The sequence below is a fragment of the Siphonobacter sp. SORGH_AS_1065 genome, assembly GCF_030818595.1.
Classification (GTDB): Bacteria; Bacteroidota; Bacteroidia; order Cytophagales; family Spirosomataceae; genus Siphonobacter.
In genome coordinates this window covers 43,157-59,011 of record NZ_JAUTAM010000010.1, presented here as the reverse complement: position 1 = coordinate 59,011, position 15,855 = coordinate 43,157, and the positions used below count along the sequence as shown (strand labels likewise).

Here is a 15,855-nt window from a genome sequence, read left to right as displayed (position 1 = left end):
TTTAACTAGTAGAAGGAATGCAGACGATATATCATATCAAAGGTCGTGAAATTGAAACCTTCATGCACACGATCAGAAAGCTAGTAGAAGATGATCAGGAACTAACCATTACTGTTTCTTCGGACGAGGCATTTGAAGAAAAGGATAGTACTGAAAAGGAAAAACTTTTTTACAGTCTATTCGGAAGCTGGGAAGGAGAGCAAACGGGAGATGAGCTTACTAAGCAGATTTATAGTGATCGACTAAGTGGCAAACGGGATATAGACTTATGAGTAAATATTTATTAGATACTAATATTTGCATTCATTTTATTAAAGGTGAATATGATCTGAAGAGCAAAATTCAACAGGTTGGTTTTCAATCCTGCTATATATCAGAGATCACTATTGCTGAACTACTGTACGGGGTTGAGAAAAGTACTCCCGAAAGAAAAGATACAAACTTGAAACGGGTGCAAGAGCTTAGAGCTGCCTTTTCTGAGCAAACGGTGAGTATTCAGGATTGTTTAGAAGAGTATGCCAGACAAAAAGCATTGTTGATCAAAATAGGACGCAGGGTAGAAGACTTAGGTATTGTTATTGGAGCATCTTCTATAGTAAAAAGAATGGTATTAGTAACTAGAAATACCAAAGACTTTATACATATGGACGGGATCAAGCTTGAGAATTGGATTGTACCCGCTTAGTACCCCACTCTTTGCGGGGGGCATATGCATTTTTTGGGGTGGAATTGGGCTATGCATCTATTACAGCCCCAGTTGACATACTGATAATTATCCGTTTGGCGTCAAATCATTAAGCTCCCCCAATAGCCTCCATTGGGGGAGCTTGAACTAATGGCTATAGTGTTGCCTCTATTCAACAGTGACCATCATCATCGTACGTCCTCCGGCTTCTATCGTTTGTTTCCAAAGTTTTCTATTCGTTTTGTCAACGAAATACTGTGATTTCCCATTGCTGATTTCATCCGTAACATCTACTATCCAGACCTCTCTCAACCCTGATTTCTGACTATTGTAGGTACCACTGCTAACTCCATGTACAGAAGCATTTATTATCCCTATCTTAGCCAAAGGGTTATAATCGTAAATAGCTATTTTCTGTTTAAACCCTTCTTTCAGAGGAAGCCAACGGACTAAACTAGGATATATATTACTGTCAAAATAAGATGTTTGTGGGGTGTCATTAATTATAGTAGTCTTTGCCTGTCTTTTATCGGTGTAAAAACCTGTTACTACTTGACCAAAATGGAGTACCATATCTCTTTGTCCATTATAAGAGGCATGACGGATAGGGCTGAGCGTTGCTTTTTCACAAATGGAGGAATCAACCCAAGTACCATTCATACCCTTTATATCCACAGTTGAAATGAATACAATTTGATTTTTGTTTTCAATGATCTGATTGGATACCCGGCCAATCTCGATCTTAGCTGTATCCCGAAGAGCGTACCAAACCATATCGTAAGTATCAGGTTTTACCCACTTCTTTTCGAAAGCATCCTTCGAAGGTTTTAACTGAGCATGGCTTACGCTAAAACAGCATAAGTAAAAAGCAAGCAATAGGTATTTCATATTTTCCCGTAGTTAGAATCGTGCAAATCAATACTCTGTTCTACCGAGATAGATCAGGATTTTCACGACAGGAAAAAAATGGGGATTAGTGGTGATTCGTAGATTTTGTGAGAGCCGTCTTTACAAAAAGTGTAAGTCAAAGCAAGCCCTGTACTCTTAACTCACCAGTATGAAGGCGATTTAGAGAATTAAAAAGTAGCGGACCAAGGCTCGGCCGCCGGCAAGGCGAATCATTACCTTCGCTTGGTTGAATAATCACGATTATCTAATGAGATTCTTTATAGACTTGTCCACTTTTGATGAATTTGATTTTTTAATGATAATCTAATTGCCTAATCCATGACTGATAGAAATGGAAAGCAAATTAGTTGAACTCAAGGGCATCGGCAGCCGGAGAATTTCTAATCAAAACCACATACTGCATATAGGCCGTAGTAGGGGCAGCTGATTTAAGCTCATCAACCAATAAGTGACGCTCTTTGAAGGGCGACTGGGAGCCTGTCAACCGGAATAAGGTCATGCAACTCGGTGATACCTCTTTTAATACATCCATGTACTTTTGATGTTCAATCCATCCGTCGTTACTGCGTAGTTTGGTCAGAAAATAGCCTTTTTTACCGCCTAAGAAACGCAGAGGTTTGGGTAGGTAGAAACTGGGAATTCGCGTACTACACTCACTATACAGCATAATCGTAGACGCTACTTTATAGCGTTGTTTAGGTAGGTAAGCCGCAAAATATTTGGCTCTTTTCGCTCCCTCTAAATAACAATGGTCAATGCCCATGAATCCAAAAGCACGATGGGCCTGAAGATCCATCGTGCGGGTGCGTGTTTTAAAATTCTCATACATTAAACTATCCCGGGCTAAGTCATGCTTATCAGCCGTAGCGATGAATTTGTAATTGATATTACGGATTAAATAGTGGGTGGTCTCGTAGGCAGAACCAAGCTCTTGCTGGAGTTGAAGTGAATCTTGTGCAAAAGCCTGCTGGTATTGTTGGTAAGCCTTTTGATAGTTGCCTGTTTTTTCGGGATTGAGGTGATAGAACAATCGTATGAATCGGCACGTATCAGGGTGTATTTTTACGTGTTGGTCAAACAGCGACAGCAATTGTGCATGACTGTAACGAAACTGATGCTCCACATCTAGACTAATGAACCGGATTCTATCTTGAGCCGGTAAAGCTTGATTGTAGCTATAGAGCTTTTTATAAAAATTGTAGAAGTTTTGGTTGGCATAGAACGTACCTTTTGCCTCTAAAAATGGTTTTTTCAAAAAGGTTTCATTGCCCGTATCTAGATATTGATTCAAATAAGTTTCCCAGTAGAGGGGGGCTTCGAGTAGGTAATAGGTGAAGTTTGTTTTGGCTTTTATTTGCTTAAACATCAGCCAAAGTGCTTCATAGGAGTAGGCAATGCCATGCCGCTCACCAATGAGAAAAATTTGATTCTGGTAGAAGCTCTCGTCCCAAACAGTTGTCCAGTCCGGATTTTGAGTGGCCAGATCAAGCTTATTGGTTTGTAAGTAGGACAGTAATACCTTTCTGGTTTGGCAATAGGTGAGTTGGTAGGCTGTAAAAACTAAAACTCCTATTAACAGGAAAAAGAAAGCCCCCTTTCGGAGCACACTTTGGCAGCGAAACCTCATACTCGTAGTTTTTGCATATTAGATGCTTGGTTCATGCTAACGTTGCGTACTACTCTCAAAAATGGTGTATAGTCAAACCTCACGTTAATTAATAATATCTTTATAACAGTGAAGCTGTGGCTTATTATCTTGATTGATATTTCTCTTTGTTCAAATGTATCCATTCTCCAAGTTAAGAATACCCTGCAAGACTTTCACTTACAGCTTAATCATCAAAAGATGATGCGTAATGGGACGGTCGGTTTTCATATTGTTGAATATGAACAGAAGGGAGTTGATCGGACTAATACCTATTTCTGATAGTTTGCTTAGGTCCTCAAACAATATACCAATGCCTTTTCGATTAAAAAAGTAACGGGAAAGTCCCCTATCATCACGACTAAAGAATCATCTGATGTTTTCGTAATTATCTGGAATCTAATAAAAAAGGGCAATTTTTAATCTAGGGCATCAAGCTACATAAAGACAAACCTTATCTCATTAAGCCCGCTTGATTGGCAAACCAGTTACGTATCGCTTTCGCTCTGTAACTAATATTTAGTTCTAAAAGGACTAGTCTTCCTTTTCTACAAGCTACGGAGAATAAAAGTTGAAAACATATTTGGTATTATTTGTATTTTTTTTGTGATTTTTGGTATTTGGATTAGGATACGCTAATGCCTATTATGAAAAATCGCACCTTCCTCTCCGATGATACGTTGCTTGAGTTACTCCGCCAAGGAGATACCCAGGCGTTTGAAACTATTTATACCAGATACTGGACCCGTTTATACAATCAGGCCTACAAGCGTTTGAAGTCGAAGGAAAGTACCGAAGAACTCATTCAGGAGTTGTTTGTAGATTTATGGGAGAGAAGAAGTGTTTTAATGATTACCCATTCCCTGGAAGCGTATTTACGAACGGCGACGAAATACCTCATCATCCAGTATTTTCAGAAAGAAGAAGTACGGGGCCGATATTTGCTCTATTATCAGCATTGGCAGGAGTCGACTACTTGTTGCACTGAAGAAGTAGTTGCTCTAAAGGACTTGGAAAATGCTCTCGAGCAACACCTGTCTAATCTTTCTCCCCAAAGTAAACTCGTCTATCAACTAAGCCGCCATCAGCATCTTACCATTACCGAGATTGCTCATCGATTAAATATTTCTGAAAAAACGGCTGAAAATCATTTAGGAAGGGCTCTCAAATCCTTACGGGTTTGTTTGAAAGACTACGTAGCTCTGGTACTACTCTTACTGTGCAAATAAAAATTAAATTTTTTTCAGCGTCTATTGGGGGTAAAGTCATGGTAAGCTCACTTCCTCTATAGAAGCTAGCCTATAACTGATTCCATGTGCGTATGAAGCCGCTTTTACCTATTCAATTATTGGAAAAATATCGGGATGGAAAAGCTTCCGAAGAGGAAATCAAGCGAGTGGAAGACTGGTATGAGTCTCACGAAAAAGAGGAAAATCCTTTAGATGAATTAGATGAGCAACAGCAGTGGGATTTAGGTAGAGCTCTCTATCAGGAAATTCAAGGCCAAATCAAACCCGCAAGCCGTTTTTCGGGGGTCAGACGATGGGTAACCATTGCTGCCAGTATTGTCTTAATTATACTAGGGGGAATCGTTTTCTGGAAATTCAGAAGCCAGGATAGAGCTGTTTTAGCTTATGAAAACACTATGAAAAACATTCACCGGGTTACGCTTGAAGACGGCTCGCAGGTATGGCTATATCCCGGGGCAAAAATTGATCTGGACGCTGACTTTAACCAGCAAACACGTTCGTTAAGGCTAAAGGGTGTCGCTTTTTTTCAGATTAAACGTGATGAAACCCGCCCTTTTAAAATTCACAGCAAGGGACTTTTAACCCAAGTATTGGGAACGAGTTTTCTGATTGATGCCAGCCCCGTACACAGAAGCGTAGAAGTATCCGTACTAACGGGCAAAGTTCGTTTGCAGGCAGAGCAGTCTCAAACCTATATAGTAGTTCATCCTAAGCAAAAGGTTTATTACCGAAAAGGGCTGGAAACAAAAATCTATCGAACGCCAGAGCAGGACGCTTCTTCGGTTTGGGAAAAAGAAGATTTTGTCTTTGATAACATTCCTTTAGCTGAAATTTTTCAGGCTTTGACTCAGCGGTTTGGAGTAAAATTCCAAGTCGAAAATGAACAGATGTATCAGTGCAGGCTCACGGCTCACCTGACTCATCAAAATTTGCCGGATATTCTAGAAATGATTGCTAAGTCTCTGTCCATTTCTTATGAGTATGACCAGAATCATGTATTATTTAAAGGCCCAGGGTGTTCACCCTAGTCTCTAGCTATACTTCAAAATCCCTTTATCTGATTTTTTATAAGTAAAGAAGGGTGTTGGAACCACCCTTCTTGATTCTTCCCAAAGCACTTTTGCCGAGTGCTCGGGAGAGTATTGTCTCACGTGTACAATTGAAACATCTAAATCTATGAAACAAAAGTTACTCCGTCCAAAACTGGTCAGAAAAATTATGCGTATTGGGTTTATTCAGCTCGCCTTTCTACTGCTGGTAGGAATGGTAAAGGCAGAAGTGAGTCATGCACAAATAGAGCTCGACAAAAAGGTAAGCGTCCATTGGGTTAATGTCCCCTTAAAACAGGCCATCCAATCTATAGAAAAACAGGCCTCCCTTCATTTTGTCTATAGCCCTAGCCTCATTGCGGTCGATCAGAAAATAAATTTGGTGAGTAAAGCAGAGAAAGTAGGGGTGATACTCAACCGGATTTTAACGCCATTGCTTATTAAATATGAGCTAGTTAATGGAAATATTATCCTGAGTCGGGCAACTACTCCTACCCCTATACCTCCGTCTTGGGAGAAGTCTTCTTCTCTGAAAGAAACAGTGCCCTCTCTTGTCGCAGAAACCGTATCATCTATTGCAAGAGACCGCATCATTCAGGGGAAGGTGACTTCCGAAACGGGAGAGCCGCTGCCCGGCGTTAATGTGTTAGTAAAAGGAACCAGCATTGGAGCCAGTACCAATCCCGAGGGGAATTATCAACTCTCGCTTCCCGATCAGGCTGCGGCTACGTTGATCTTTACTTCCATTGGGTATCAAAAGCAAGAGATTGCTATTGGTAATCAAACCTCTTTAAATGTTCAATTGAAGTCCGACGAAAAAGCCTTGCAAGAGGTCGTAGTGGTAGGCTATGGCGAACAGAAAAAGGTTAGCTTTACCGGAGCTGAATCCGTCATCACAACGCGTGAATTGAAACAAAGTCCAACGGCTTTACTCAGCAACGCTATAGGTGGACGTATGGCGGGGTTAGTAACCGTTCAGCGTTCGGGTGAGCCAGGTTACGATGGGGCCAATATCTGGATTCGGGGCATGGGAACGTTTGGTTCTAATCAAGCTCCTTTACTGCTTGTAGATGGAGTAGAAAGGGATTTTAATAATATTGATCCTCACGAAGTAGAAAGCTTTACCATCCTCAAAGATGCTTCTGCTACCGCCGTCTTTGGGGTTAGGGGGGCAAACGGGGTGGTGTTGGTTAATACGCGTAAAGGAGTCAGTGGCAAGCCTAAGGTATCACTGACATTAGAGAAAGGTTTTCTAAGTCCAACCCGTTTACCCCAATACGTAGATGGATATACGTACGCTACCCTTTACAATGAAGCCAATGCTAACGCGGATTTACCCTTACCCTACACGCAGGAAGTTTTAGATAAAATCAAGGATCAGAGTGATCCCATTCGTTACCCTAACGTAGACTGGATGAAGCTCATGAAGCACTCAGCCGGTCAGGAACACATGAACTTGAATATTTCGGGGGGTAATCCAACGGTGCGGTATTTTGTCTCTGCCTCCTACTTCCACGACCAAGGATTTTTCATTGAAGATCCTCGCAATGAATATTCTACGAATCTGAACCGTCAGCGATTCAATTTACGCACCAATGTAGATATTAATCTGAGTAAAGAAATAGAGCTTAGCATTGGCATTACGGGTATTTCTGAAAACCGAAATTTTCCTGGAACGGGCACACAGGAAATATTTAATCTCATGAATAAAGCCACGCCAGTGCTTTATCCCATGCTTTATCCTGATGGACGTATACCTGGTACCGTTGCTTCTGCCCGGGAAAATCCGTATGGTAAACTCACGCAGACGGGATACGCTACTGAATTCAGAGGAACCACCCAGGGAACCTTTGGCTTAAAGTATGATCTGAGTCGATGGATCAAGGGATTAAACATCCGGGGTCGATTTGCCTTTGACAGTTATAGCAGCAATAATATTGGCCGAAAAAAGAATTTTGAAACCTGGCTGGCATCTGCCCAAAATGATCCAACTACGGGTCAACCAATATATAATCTAACCGCCGAAGGAGATAAGTTTCTGGGCTATACTATTTCTACTACGGGCGAAAGCAGAAGTTATTTAGAAGGCAGTTTAAATTACAATCGTACCCTGGGTAATCATGACATTGGGGCCATGCTGCTTTACAATCAGGGCGGGCGTCAGTATACGGCTGCAACAGCCATCGGTTCACTGCCTTATCGCCGCATGGGGTTAGTCGGAAGAGCTACCTATGGCTGGAAAGAACGCTACTTTACGGAAGTTAATTTTGGCTACAATGGTTCAGAAAACTTCCCCCGGGGTAAGCGGTTTGGCTTTTTCCCAGCCTTCTCAGCCGGATGGGTCGTCTCGGAAGAGCCTTTCTTTAAGAACCACGTTTCTTTAATTTCCCTCTTTAAACTCAAAGGTTCTTACGGCATTGTAGGTAACGACCAGATTAATGATCAGCGATTTATGTATCTGACGACACTGATCACAACCGATGGCTATTTGTTTGGTACTGAGTTTAACAATTCGATGGGAGGCATTAAGGAAAATACGATTGGCAATCCGAACATTACTTGGGAAACCTCGCGAAAGAGTAATATCGGTATGGAAGTACACGCCCTCAAAGACCGCATTACCTTATTACTTGATTTTTTTCGCGAGCATCGGACTAATATTCTTACCCAGCGGGGCACCGTTCCTGACCTACTGGGAATCCAGTCTCTGCCTTATGCCAACATTGGTATTGTCGATAATAAAGGCGTTGATGCCACGCTTAATTACCGGGCTTCCATTGGTAACGTTCGAATGGATTTGAAGGGTACCTATACTTTTGCCCGCAACCGCATTGTCTATAGTGATGAACCCATCCGACGGTATGACTATTTGCAACGAACGGGGCAACGCATTGGGCAACCCTTTGGTTTGGAGGCCATTGGCTTATTTAGTAGCCAGGAAGAAATTAACAATAGCCCTAAGCAGGCCTTTACTTCTACGGTAGCTCCAGGGGATGTGAAATACCGGGATGTCAATGGGGATGGCGTCATTGATATCTATGATGAAAAGCCCATTGGCTTTTCCAACGTTCCCGAAATGGTTTTTGGTTTTGGCGGAACCTTCACCTATAAAGGTTTTGATCTTTCAGTATTATTTCAAGGCGTTGGCAATGTAACGGTCTTCCGCAACTATCAAGGCTACATTCCTTTTTCGCAGGGACAGTTTGGTAATGTGTTAACAGCCGCTCTGGATCGCTGGACGGTAGAAAATCCAAATCCTGAAGCTTCCTTTCCCCGATTGTACCCGGGTAGTAATGATAACAATTACCGCAATAGTACTTTTTGGCAAATCAGTGGCAATTACCTGCGACTCAAAAATGCTCAGCTAGGGTATACCATTGCTAAACGATGGGCCCAGAAGATTAAGGCCGATAATATTCGCTTCTACATCAATGGGCTGAATCTAATGCTCTGGGATCGCATCAAGCATTACGATCCCGAAAGCGGCGATGGTGCGGGTAAATATCCGCCTTCAAGGGTAATCAATCTGGGTTTAAACCTTAACTTCTGAGCCTATTTTATATGAAAAAGACTGTTATTCGATTCACCATGTTGCTAGGGTTTGCTTGTTTGAGCTCCTGCGAAAAATACTTGGATAAAGCCCCGGAAGAGCTCTTGTCTCTAGAGGTCACGTTTGCCAATCGTCAGTATACGGAAAGCTTTCTCTACCGTATTTATAACTACCTACCTAGCTATAACTTCTGGATGGATCAACCCTACAATGGCATAGCTGATGATACGGACATTACCTGGAATCGGAGTAATTATCCTAGTTACGATATGAACTTAGGTAACTGGAATCCTACTTCGGCTATTGTAGGGGATATCTGGCGAAACCACTATCAGGTGTTTCGACAAATAGCCATTTTCCTGGCCAATGTAGATAAAGCTCCCATTTCCAACGAAAACAAAACGCTTTACAAAGCCGAAGCCAAGTTTTTAAGAGCTTTTTATTACATGAATCTTGTTCGTTTGTATGGCCCCGTTCCTCTGGTTATTTCAGAGGTATCCTTTGATGATCCCAGCTTTAATATTGCTCGTAACACAATGGATGAATGCCTGAACCAGATTATTAAGGATCTGGATGAGTCGGCTCAGGACTTACCTCTCAAGCACGAAAACATCTGGGCGGGAAAACCAACCAAGGGAACGGCCCTGGCCATGAAAGCCCGAATTTTGCTGTGGGCTGCCAGTCCGTTAGTGAATGGTAATACAGACTTAGCCGGGATGGTGGGGAAGGATGGGAAAGCCCTGTTTTCTACCAGCTTCGATAAAAACCGCTATAAGCTGGCGATGGACGCTAGTAAGGCCGTTATTGATTTAAATGTTTACAAACTCTATACCGTACTGGATAGTAAAGGAGCCATTGATCCATTGGCTTCCTACAAAGGCGTATTCATCAGCCAATATGCCAACGATGAAGTCATCTGGGGTAGAAATTTAAGTGGAGGTAATTCGCTGGAGCTGGACCAACATTGCATGCTTCGTAGTAAGGGCGGCTGGAATGGGGTTGCTGTAACTCAGAAATCTGTAGATACGTATGAAATGGCCAATGGAAAGCCCATCACCGATCCTACTTCGGGTTATCTGGAGACGGGTTTTTCTAAGGAAGCTACTGCCTATGCTCCTAAAGGCACGTGGAATATGTACGTCGGAAGAGAACCCCGATTTTATGTGTCTGTTAACTATTCAGGGGCTCCCTGGTGGGATAACAGCAAAGCTGAATTTTTCTATAAAGGCAAGGATGGCAAGGAGATTGGAAGGGACGACCATTCGCGAACGGGTTATTTGGTACGCAAGTTCATTGACCCTGTTAGCGATCCGATTGCGAACCGAAACCGGGCTAAAGTCTTTTCCTACATCCGTCTGGCTGATGTATATCTGATGTATGCCGAAGCCTCTAATGAATTCTCAGGCCCCACTGCCGAAGCTATAGAATATGTCAACCGGATTCGCCAGCGGGCGGGTCTCCCTGCTCTGCCCACGGGAATCTCACAAGCAGATTTACGCGAGCGAATTCGGCACGAGCGGGCTATTGAACTTGCCCACGAACAGCTCCGCTATTTTGATCTACGCCGCTGGAAACAAGCTAGTGAAATGAAAGGAGCTTTTGAAGGCATGTCGGTAGATCTAGGTTCCAGTGCCAGCGACGAGAGTTTTTTCAAGCGTTCAGTTTTTGAGACCCGGGTGTTTGAAAACAAACATTACTGGTGGCCCATTCCACAAAGTGAAATCGACAAGAATCAGGCTATGGTTCAAAACCCAGGCTGGTAAGATCAATAGTTTCCGATTATTGAAGCTCTGTATGGATACAGGCTTGGTTTTCTTCCAAGGCTTATGAACGGTTCTTCTAAGCCTTGGATTCTTTTAATGTCCTTAACTATTTAGTAGAAAGAGCATAAAAATTTTAGGTCTTTTAACCATTTAGGGGTACTTAATTGATTGACTAAAAGGCTTCCAACAAGGTAAAGAATTTCGTATAAACTGCATAGTATGAGAGAGTGGAAGAATTGAATCAAATTAGGTAATGGTAGATTGTAGCTCAAAAGGTAATGGTGATCGGTAGATCTCAGTCCGATGAGAATCCTTTGAAAATAGGTATGGCTTAGATGCGGTGTGTACCAGTACTCTGACATTTTAAGTATCAAAAGGAAAGTCTAAATGCTTCCGGCAAATGATTAGGAGTCTTAAAAATTAATCCCGAACTGGAAACCGGGAGTAAAGGCCACCCCGTGATTGTTGCCAAAACGCAGGGGCAAGGGTAAGGCTACAAAGTACCCGTGACTTTCTTTCTTGATAACGGTTTTAGAAAGAACGGGGGTGAAGCCATAGCGGCCAGACGTTTCAAAGGCCGCTCGAAGGGCTATTACGTACCCTTTGTGAAAACGTAGCAAAGCTCCCGGATGAAAAAGAAAATTAGACATCCGGCTTTGACCGGATTCGGCCCGAATGAAGGGGACAAACTCAGCCGAGAAACCCACCTTTTCACTCTTCCAGAGATTCAGTCCGATGGGAAATCCTACTTGGTAATAGTTTTTAAAATTAGTTGTTACCTGACCTTCGCTAAAGCTGACGAGCGGATGTAAAATCCCTACGTATCCGGTAATTTTAGGATGCTCGACTGCCGTAGATTGGGCAAAGGCCAGGCCTTCTAAAAGTAAAACAAGCTTGACTAGTAAGAGCAGCCGAAGGATTGAAGTTAGACTTCGACTAAAAGCATAAGTAGATAACATGGAGCAGCCAACGGTTTTTAATTCTTTACCTCGTTACGCTGCAAGATTAAGGTTGTTTACAGGGCCAAAATAGAACACGTATTTCCTTTGGAACCAGTTTTACGTTTGGGCCTGCTTTTTTCTGAATTGACTAGGCGTTACATCCATATACTTTTTGAAAACCCGGGTAAAGTGGCTCTGGTCGGAAAAACCGGTAAGGTAGGCGATCTCGGAAAGGGAATAGGAGCTAGACCGAAGCAAATACAGAGCTTTATCAATGCGTTGTTGTTGCAAATACTCAGTAAAGGAGGCATTTTCAAAGTAACGGGAAAATTCACGGGATAGGTAACTAGGATTGACTTTCACGTGTTCTGCTAACTCCTGAAGGGTGAGCGTAGCATCCAGATTGTTGTCAATCAGATGTCTTAGTTCGTGAACCCAGTCGGGTACTTTAGTTTTCTTCTGATGATCCAGATAGGTGTGATAAATTTCCAGTAACAGCTTTTCAGCGGGGGTCTGAATATGTTTCTGCTGATAGAGCTGGCTGGCCCAGGTATAAAGAGCATCGTAGAGAATAAAGCCCTGAGCAAGCAAAGCCTGATCGTCAGTAATATTAAACGCCAGCCCTGCGGATATGGCCCACAGACCGGGTGATTGACTAGCTAGCGAATGGTCATCGGTATCGGCACCGCGAATAATGGGAGCCATACGGTAAAGAGCGGGGTCCGTGAGCTGATGTTTCTTGAGGATATAGTCGAAGGTGCAAAAGCGTTCATAATGCGTATACTCTGCACCGGGAACGTCAAAAGCAATAGCGTCTAGCCTGGAGGCTACTGAAAGTACATCGGATTCAGGAACAAAGAGGAATTCGGCTTCTGGATCAATGAATCGGCGAATGAGCCAGGGGCACGCTAACCGATCAATCTTAGGCCGTTCACGGGTAATCCATTTCATGATGGAATGTTTTTCGGGCAAACCTATGGTAAATATTTAATTTCACTCATAGTCTGCTTTCACCTAGCAATTTAGTATTTAATAGAGAATTTTATAAGTGCCAAAGGTACACCGAGAAGATTTACCTTGGTTGCAGAGGTAAAAGACAAATGTTTTATAAGGCAAGCAGCCTATGAATAGATGAAGCCTATTTCAAAGGATACAAGCAGGTATCTTTTGAAACAGGCCCATGATTAGAACTCCTGCAAAGAGGAGTCCCATTGCAAATTATCGCGGCAGTATCTGGAATCTGCTTAAGATACTTACGAGTGCAATCAAAACCATCCCAACGCCAGACGGCATAAAGTTAAGTAGCTCGTAAGGTCAGTAAAATGCCCTCCCGCCTAATTACCCTTAATGTAGCAGCTGTCTAAAAGGATTTTAGTTTACCCCTGAACTAATGACTTTTCTGGTGGCATTGGAATTTGATGGCTAACAGGTAGGATTTAAACAAATGAGCATGTCAAGTCAAGAATTCTCTGGTTTTATTCGGGTCAAAGGAGCTTCCGAACATAATCTAAAGGCCGTTAACCTGAGCATTCCCCGCGATGCTCTAGTGGTATTTACGGGAATTTCGGGGTCTGGTAAATCTTCTCTAGCCTTTGGTACTTTGTACGCCGAAGCACAGCGAAGATACCTGGATTCAGTGTCTCCCTATGCTCGACGACTCTTTAATCAAATGCCAGTGCCTAAGGTGGAGCAGATTGAAGGTTTACCGCCGGCCGTAGCTTTACAGCAACAGCGGGGAGCGGTCAGTACCCGATCCTCTGTAGGTAGTGTAACGACGATCTCTAACCTCTTACGCATGCTGTATTCCCGGGCCGGGGATTATCCCGACGGACAATCCATCATTTACGCGGAAGGTTTTTCGCCCAATACGCCCGAAGGGGCCTGCCCGCATTGTCACGGCTTGGGAAGAGTGTATGAAGTAACGGAACGCTCCATGGTGCCTGATGACACGCTTACCATTCGCGAGCGAGCGGTTGCGGCTTGGCCCGCGGCCTGGCAAGGTCAAAACCAACGCGACATTTTAACTACTTTAGGCTACGATATCGATGTACCCTGGAAGGATTTACCGCAAAAAACACGGGACTGGATCCTTTTCACGGAAGAGCAGCCCGTTGTTCCCGTTTATGCTAATCGCAGTCGGGAAGAAGTAAAACAGGCGATCAGTAGAAAGCTTACACCTGATTACATGGGTACCTTTACCAGTGTGCAGCGGTACGTCATGCAAACGTTTGCTACTACCCAAAGTCCCCTCATGAAAAAGCGAGTGGCTCAATATATGCTGAGTAGTGAGTGTAAAGTATGCGGGGGCAAACGGCTTAAAAAAGAGTCCCTAGCCATAAAATTTGCTGGATTAGACATTGCCGAGATGGCTCGTCTTTCCCTGGAAGGAATGGCTGATTTATTTTCCAGCTTTCTTCACCGAAAAAGGAAGTCTTCTCTAAAAGACACCAGCCCAGAAAAGATATTGGTGGCCGACCGAATTGTCGAAGATGTCCTGAATCGCCTTCAGGTAATTCTGGATTTGGGCTTAGGTTATCTTACGCTGGAACGTAGCACGCCAACGCTGTCACCGGGTGAGTTACAGAGGCTTCGCTTGGCTGCTCAGGTTTATTCCAACCTATTTGGCGTAGTATACGTGCTGGATGAGCCTTCTGCGGGCCTTCATCCCGCCGATACAGAAGCATTACTCCGAATTCTGGATCGACTTAAAGCCGCTGGCAATTCCTTATTTGTCGTAGAACACGAACCAGAAGTCATTCAACATGCAGACTGGATTGTTGATGTAGGACCCGCTGCGGGAGAATCAGGAGGACAAGTGCTCTATAGTGGTCCTTTGGAAGGCTTAGAAAAAGTAGAATCTTCGGTTACTAAAAAGTATATTTTTGAGGACTTTAGCTTTCCTAACCACAAACGTCAGCCTACCGATTGGCTCAAGTTAGAAGGGATTACCAGAAATAATCTGCACCAACTTTCGGTAGACATTCCCCTCGGAGTATTTACCTGCGTTACTGGCGTATCCGGCTCGGGTAAGAGTAGCCTGGTCAGTCAGGTACTGGTAGAGTTAGTATCCAATGCTCTGGGAACATCCATGCCTGTAGCTCCGGAGGTTGAAGATGAAAACCCCTTAGAGAAAATTACAATAGAGACTCTGGGAGGAACCATTACCGAAGGAATAGAAAGTATTAAAAGGATAATCGTCGTTGATCAGAAACCCATTGGGCGAACACCCCGTTCGAATTTAGCTACGTACACAGGTGTCTTTGATAACATTCGGAAGTTGTTTGCGGCTACTCCAACCGCCAAAGCCAGAAAGTATGATGCCGGGAGGTTTTCCTTTAATGTAGCCAAGGGCCGTTGCCCTCATTGTGAGGGCGAAGGTTCGGTAATGGTAGAATTACTGTTCCTACCCAGTGTGTATTCGCCCTGTCCTACTTGCCAGGGCAAACGGTATAACCCAGAAACTTTGGAAGTCAAATACAACCATAAGGACATTGCCCAGGTGCTGGCACTTTCAGTCGATGAAGCTTATGCATTTTTCAAAAATGATAAAGCCGTTGCTCAACCACTAGGGGTCATTCGGGACGTAGGTTTAGGCTATCTGCGATTAGGACAGCCGGCAACGGAGCTTTCGGGAGGAGAAGCCCAACGCATTAAACTAGCTACTGAATTGCAAAGACAACAGCAGGGAAATACGCTCTATATCCTAGACGAACCGACTACGGGTTTGCACCCGGCTGACGTTGAAAAACTAATGGTTCAGTTGCAGAAACTCGTTGAAGCTGGAAATACGGTGATTGTTATCGAACATGATATGAGTGTAGCAGCCGCTAGTGACTACGTTATTGACATGGGTCCTGGGGCAGGTAACCAGGGAGGAAAGGTGGTGGCTCAAGGTCCTCCCGGTAGTATTTCAAAAAACACCGAAAGCAGAACAGCACCCTACTTACTCCACTACATTCAGAAATAACAAGGGGACTAAACGCCTCTTGAATCATTGAAGAGGCGTTTAGTTTTATTACTTTAAGGTGAATTTTATAAAAATCAAGGATAGTTCATAGAGCTT

The 15,855-nt window shown here is 43.3% G+C and carries 11 protein-coding genes; 7 read left to right on the top strand and 4 right to left on the bottom strand.

Translation table 11 applies throughout. The features are described 5' to 3' along the window. Window positions 1-17 precede the first annotated feature (17 nt). Window positions 18-272 (top strand): hypothetical protein, encoded by a 255-nt coding sequence (locus QE390_RS24595; protein ID WP_307144358.1) that lies wholly within the window; start codon window positions 18-20, stop codon window positions 270-272. Beyond that, on the top strand, window positions 269-685 hold the full coding sequence (locus QE390_RS24590; RefSeq protein WP_307144357.1) for a PIN domain-containing protein: 417 nt from the start codon (window positions 269-271) through the stop codon (window positions 683-685). Before QE390_RS24595 ends, QE390_RS24590 begins: the two co-directional genes overlap by 4 nt. A gap of 168 nt (window positions 686-853) precedes the next feature. On the opposite strand, the gene QE390_RS24585 is transcribed toward QE390_RS24590, so the two are convergent. After that, on the bottom strand, window positions 854-1,573 hold the full coding sequence (locus QE390_RS24585; RefSeq protein WP_307144356.1) for a hypothetical protein: 720 nt from the start codon (window positions 1,571-1,573) through the stop codon (window positions 854-856). A gap of 364 nt (window positions 1,574-1,937) precedes the next feature. After that, the gene (locus tag QE390_RS24580) at window positions 1,938-3,221 is read right to left on the bottom strand and encodes a hypothetical protein (protein WP_307144355.1); all 1,284 of its coding nucleotides are present in this window, start codon (window positions 3,219-3,221) and stop codon (window positions 1,938-1,940) included. 665 nt (window positions 3,222-3,886) lie between these two features. On the opposite strand from QE390_RS24580, the gene QE390_RS24575 reads away from it, so the two are divergent. The 4 genes from QE390_RS24575 to QE390_RS24560 all read left to right on the top strand — a co-directional run bounded on the left by QE390_RS24575 (window position 3,887) and on the right by QE390_RS24560 (window position 10,851). Beyond that, the gene (locus QE390_RS24575) at window positions 3,887-4,468 is read left to right on the top strand and encodes an RNA polymerase sigma factor (protein WP_307144354.1); all 582 of its coding nucleotides are present in this window, start codon (window positions 3,887-3,889) and stop codon (window positions 4,466-4,468) included. A gap of 92 nt (window positions 4,469-4,560) precedes the next feature. Then, complete coding sequence (locus QE390_RS24570; protein ID WP_307144353.1) at window positions 4,561-5,517, top strand: FecR family protein; 957 nt, start codon at window positions 4,561-4,563, stop codon at window positions 5,515-5,517. A gap of 148 nt (window positions 5,518-5,665) precedes the next feature. Continuing rightward, complete coding sequence (locus tag QE390_RS24565) at window positions 5,666-9,088, top strand: TonB-dependent receptor (protein ID WP_307144352.1); 3,423 nt, start codon at window positions 5,666-5,668, stop codon at window positions 9,086-9,088. A gap of 11 nt (window positions 9,089-9,099) precedes the next feature. Then, complete coding sequence (locus tag QE390_RS24560; protein WP_307144351.1) at window positions 9,100-10,851, top strand: RagB/SusD family nutrient uptake outer membrane protein; 1,752 nt, start codon at window positions 9,100-9,102, stop codon at window positions 10,849-10,851. A 413-nt stretch (window positions 10,852-11,264) separates the two neighbouring features. On the opposite strand, the gene QE390_RS24555 is transcribed toward QE390_RS24560, so the two are convergent. Together QE390_RS24555 and QE390_RS24550 are read right to left on the bottom strand one after the other, a co-directional pair. Then, complete coding sequence (locus QE390_RS24555) at window positions 11,265-11,810, bottom strand: hypothetical protein (RefSeq protein WP_307144350.1); 546 nt, start codon at window positions 11,808-11,810, stop codon at window positions 11,265-11,267. A 99-nt stretch (window positions 11,811-11,909) separates the two neighbouring features. Further along, window positions 11,910-12,743, bottom strand: a complete 834-nt coding sequence (locus QE390_RS24550; RefSeq protein WP_307144349.1) for a chromate resistance protein ChrB domain-containing protein — start codon at window positions 12,741-12,743, stop codon at window positions 11,910-11,912. 493 nt (window positions 12,744-13,236) lie between these two features. On the opposite strand from QE390_RS24550, the gene uvrA reads away from it, so the two are divergent. Next, window positions 13,237-15,759 (top strand): excinuclease ABC subunit UvrA, encoded by a 2,523-nt coding sequence (uvrA, locus tag QE390_RS24545; RefSeq protein WP_373424581.1) that lies wholly within the window; start codon window positions 13,237-13,239, stop codon window positions 15,757-15,759. The last annotated feature ends 96 nt before the right edge of the window (window positions 15,760-15,855 follow it).

Coding starts and splice junctions, on each gene's coding strand:
- QE390_RS24575 (WP_307144354.1), top strand. CDS start 3,887: ATGAAAAATCGCACCTTCCTCTCCGATGATACGTTGCTTGAGTTACTC.
- QE390_RS24580 (WP_307144355.1), bottom strand. CDS start 3,221: ATGAGGTTTCGCTGCCAAAGTGTGCTCCGAAAGGGGGCTTTCTTTTTC.
- QE390_RS24585 (WP_307144356.1), bottom strand. CDS start 1,573: ATGAAATACCTATTGCTTGCTTTTTACTTATGCTGTTTTAGCGTAAGC.
- QE390_RS24555 (WP_307144350.1), bottom strand. CDS start 11,810: ATGTTATCTACTTATGCTTTTAGTCGAAGTCTAACTTCAATCCTTCGG.
- QE390_RS24595 (WP_307144358.1), top strand. CDS start 18: ATGCAGACGATATATCATATCAAAGGTCGTGAAATTGAAACCTTCATG.
- QE390_RS24590 (WP_307144357.1), top strand. CDS start 269: ATGAGTAAATATTTATTAGATACTAATATTTGCATTCATTTTATTAAA.
- QE390_RS24570 (WP_307144353.1), top strand. CDS start 4,561: ATGAAGCCGCTTTTACCTATTCAATTATTGGAAAAATATCGGGATGGA.
- QE390_RS24550 (WP_307144349.1), bottom strand. CDS start 12,743: ATGAAATGGATTACCCGTGAACGGCCTAAGATTGATCGGTTAGCGTGC.
- QE390_RS24560 (WP_307144351.1), top strand. CDS start 9,100: ATGAAAAAGACTGTTATTCGATTCACCATGTTGCTAGGGTTTGCTTGT.
- QE390_RS24565 (WP_307144352.1), top strand. CDS start 5,666: ATGAAACAAAAGTTACTCCGTCCAAAACTGGTCAGAAAAATTATGCGT.
- uvrA (WP_373424581.1), top strand. CDS start 13,237: ATGAGCATGTCAAGTCAAGAATTCTCTGGTTTTATTCGGGTCAAAGGA.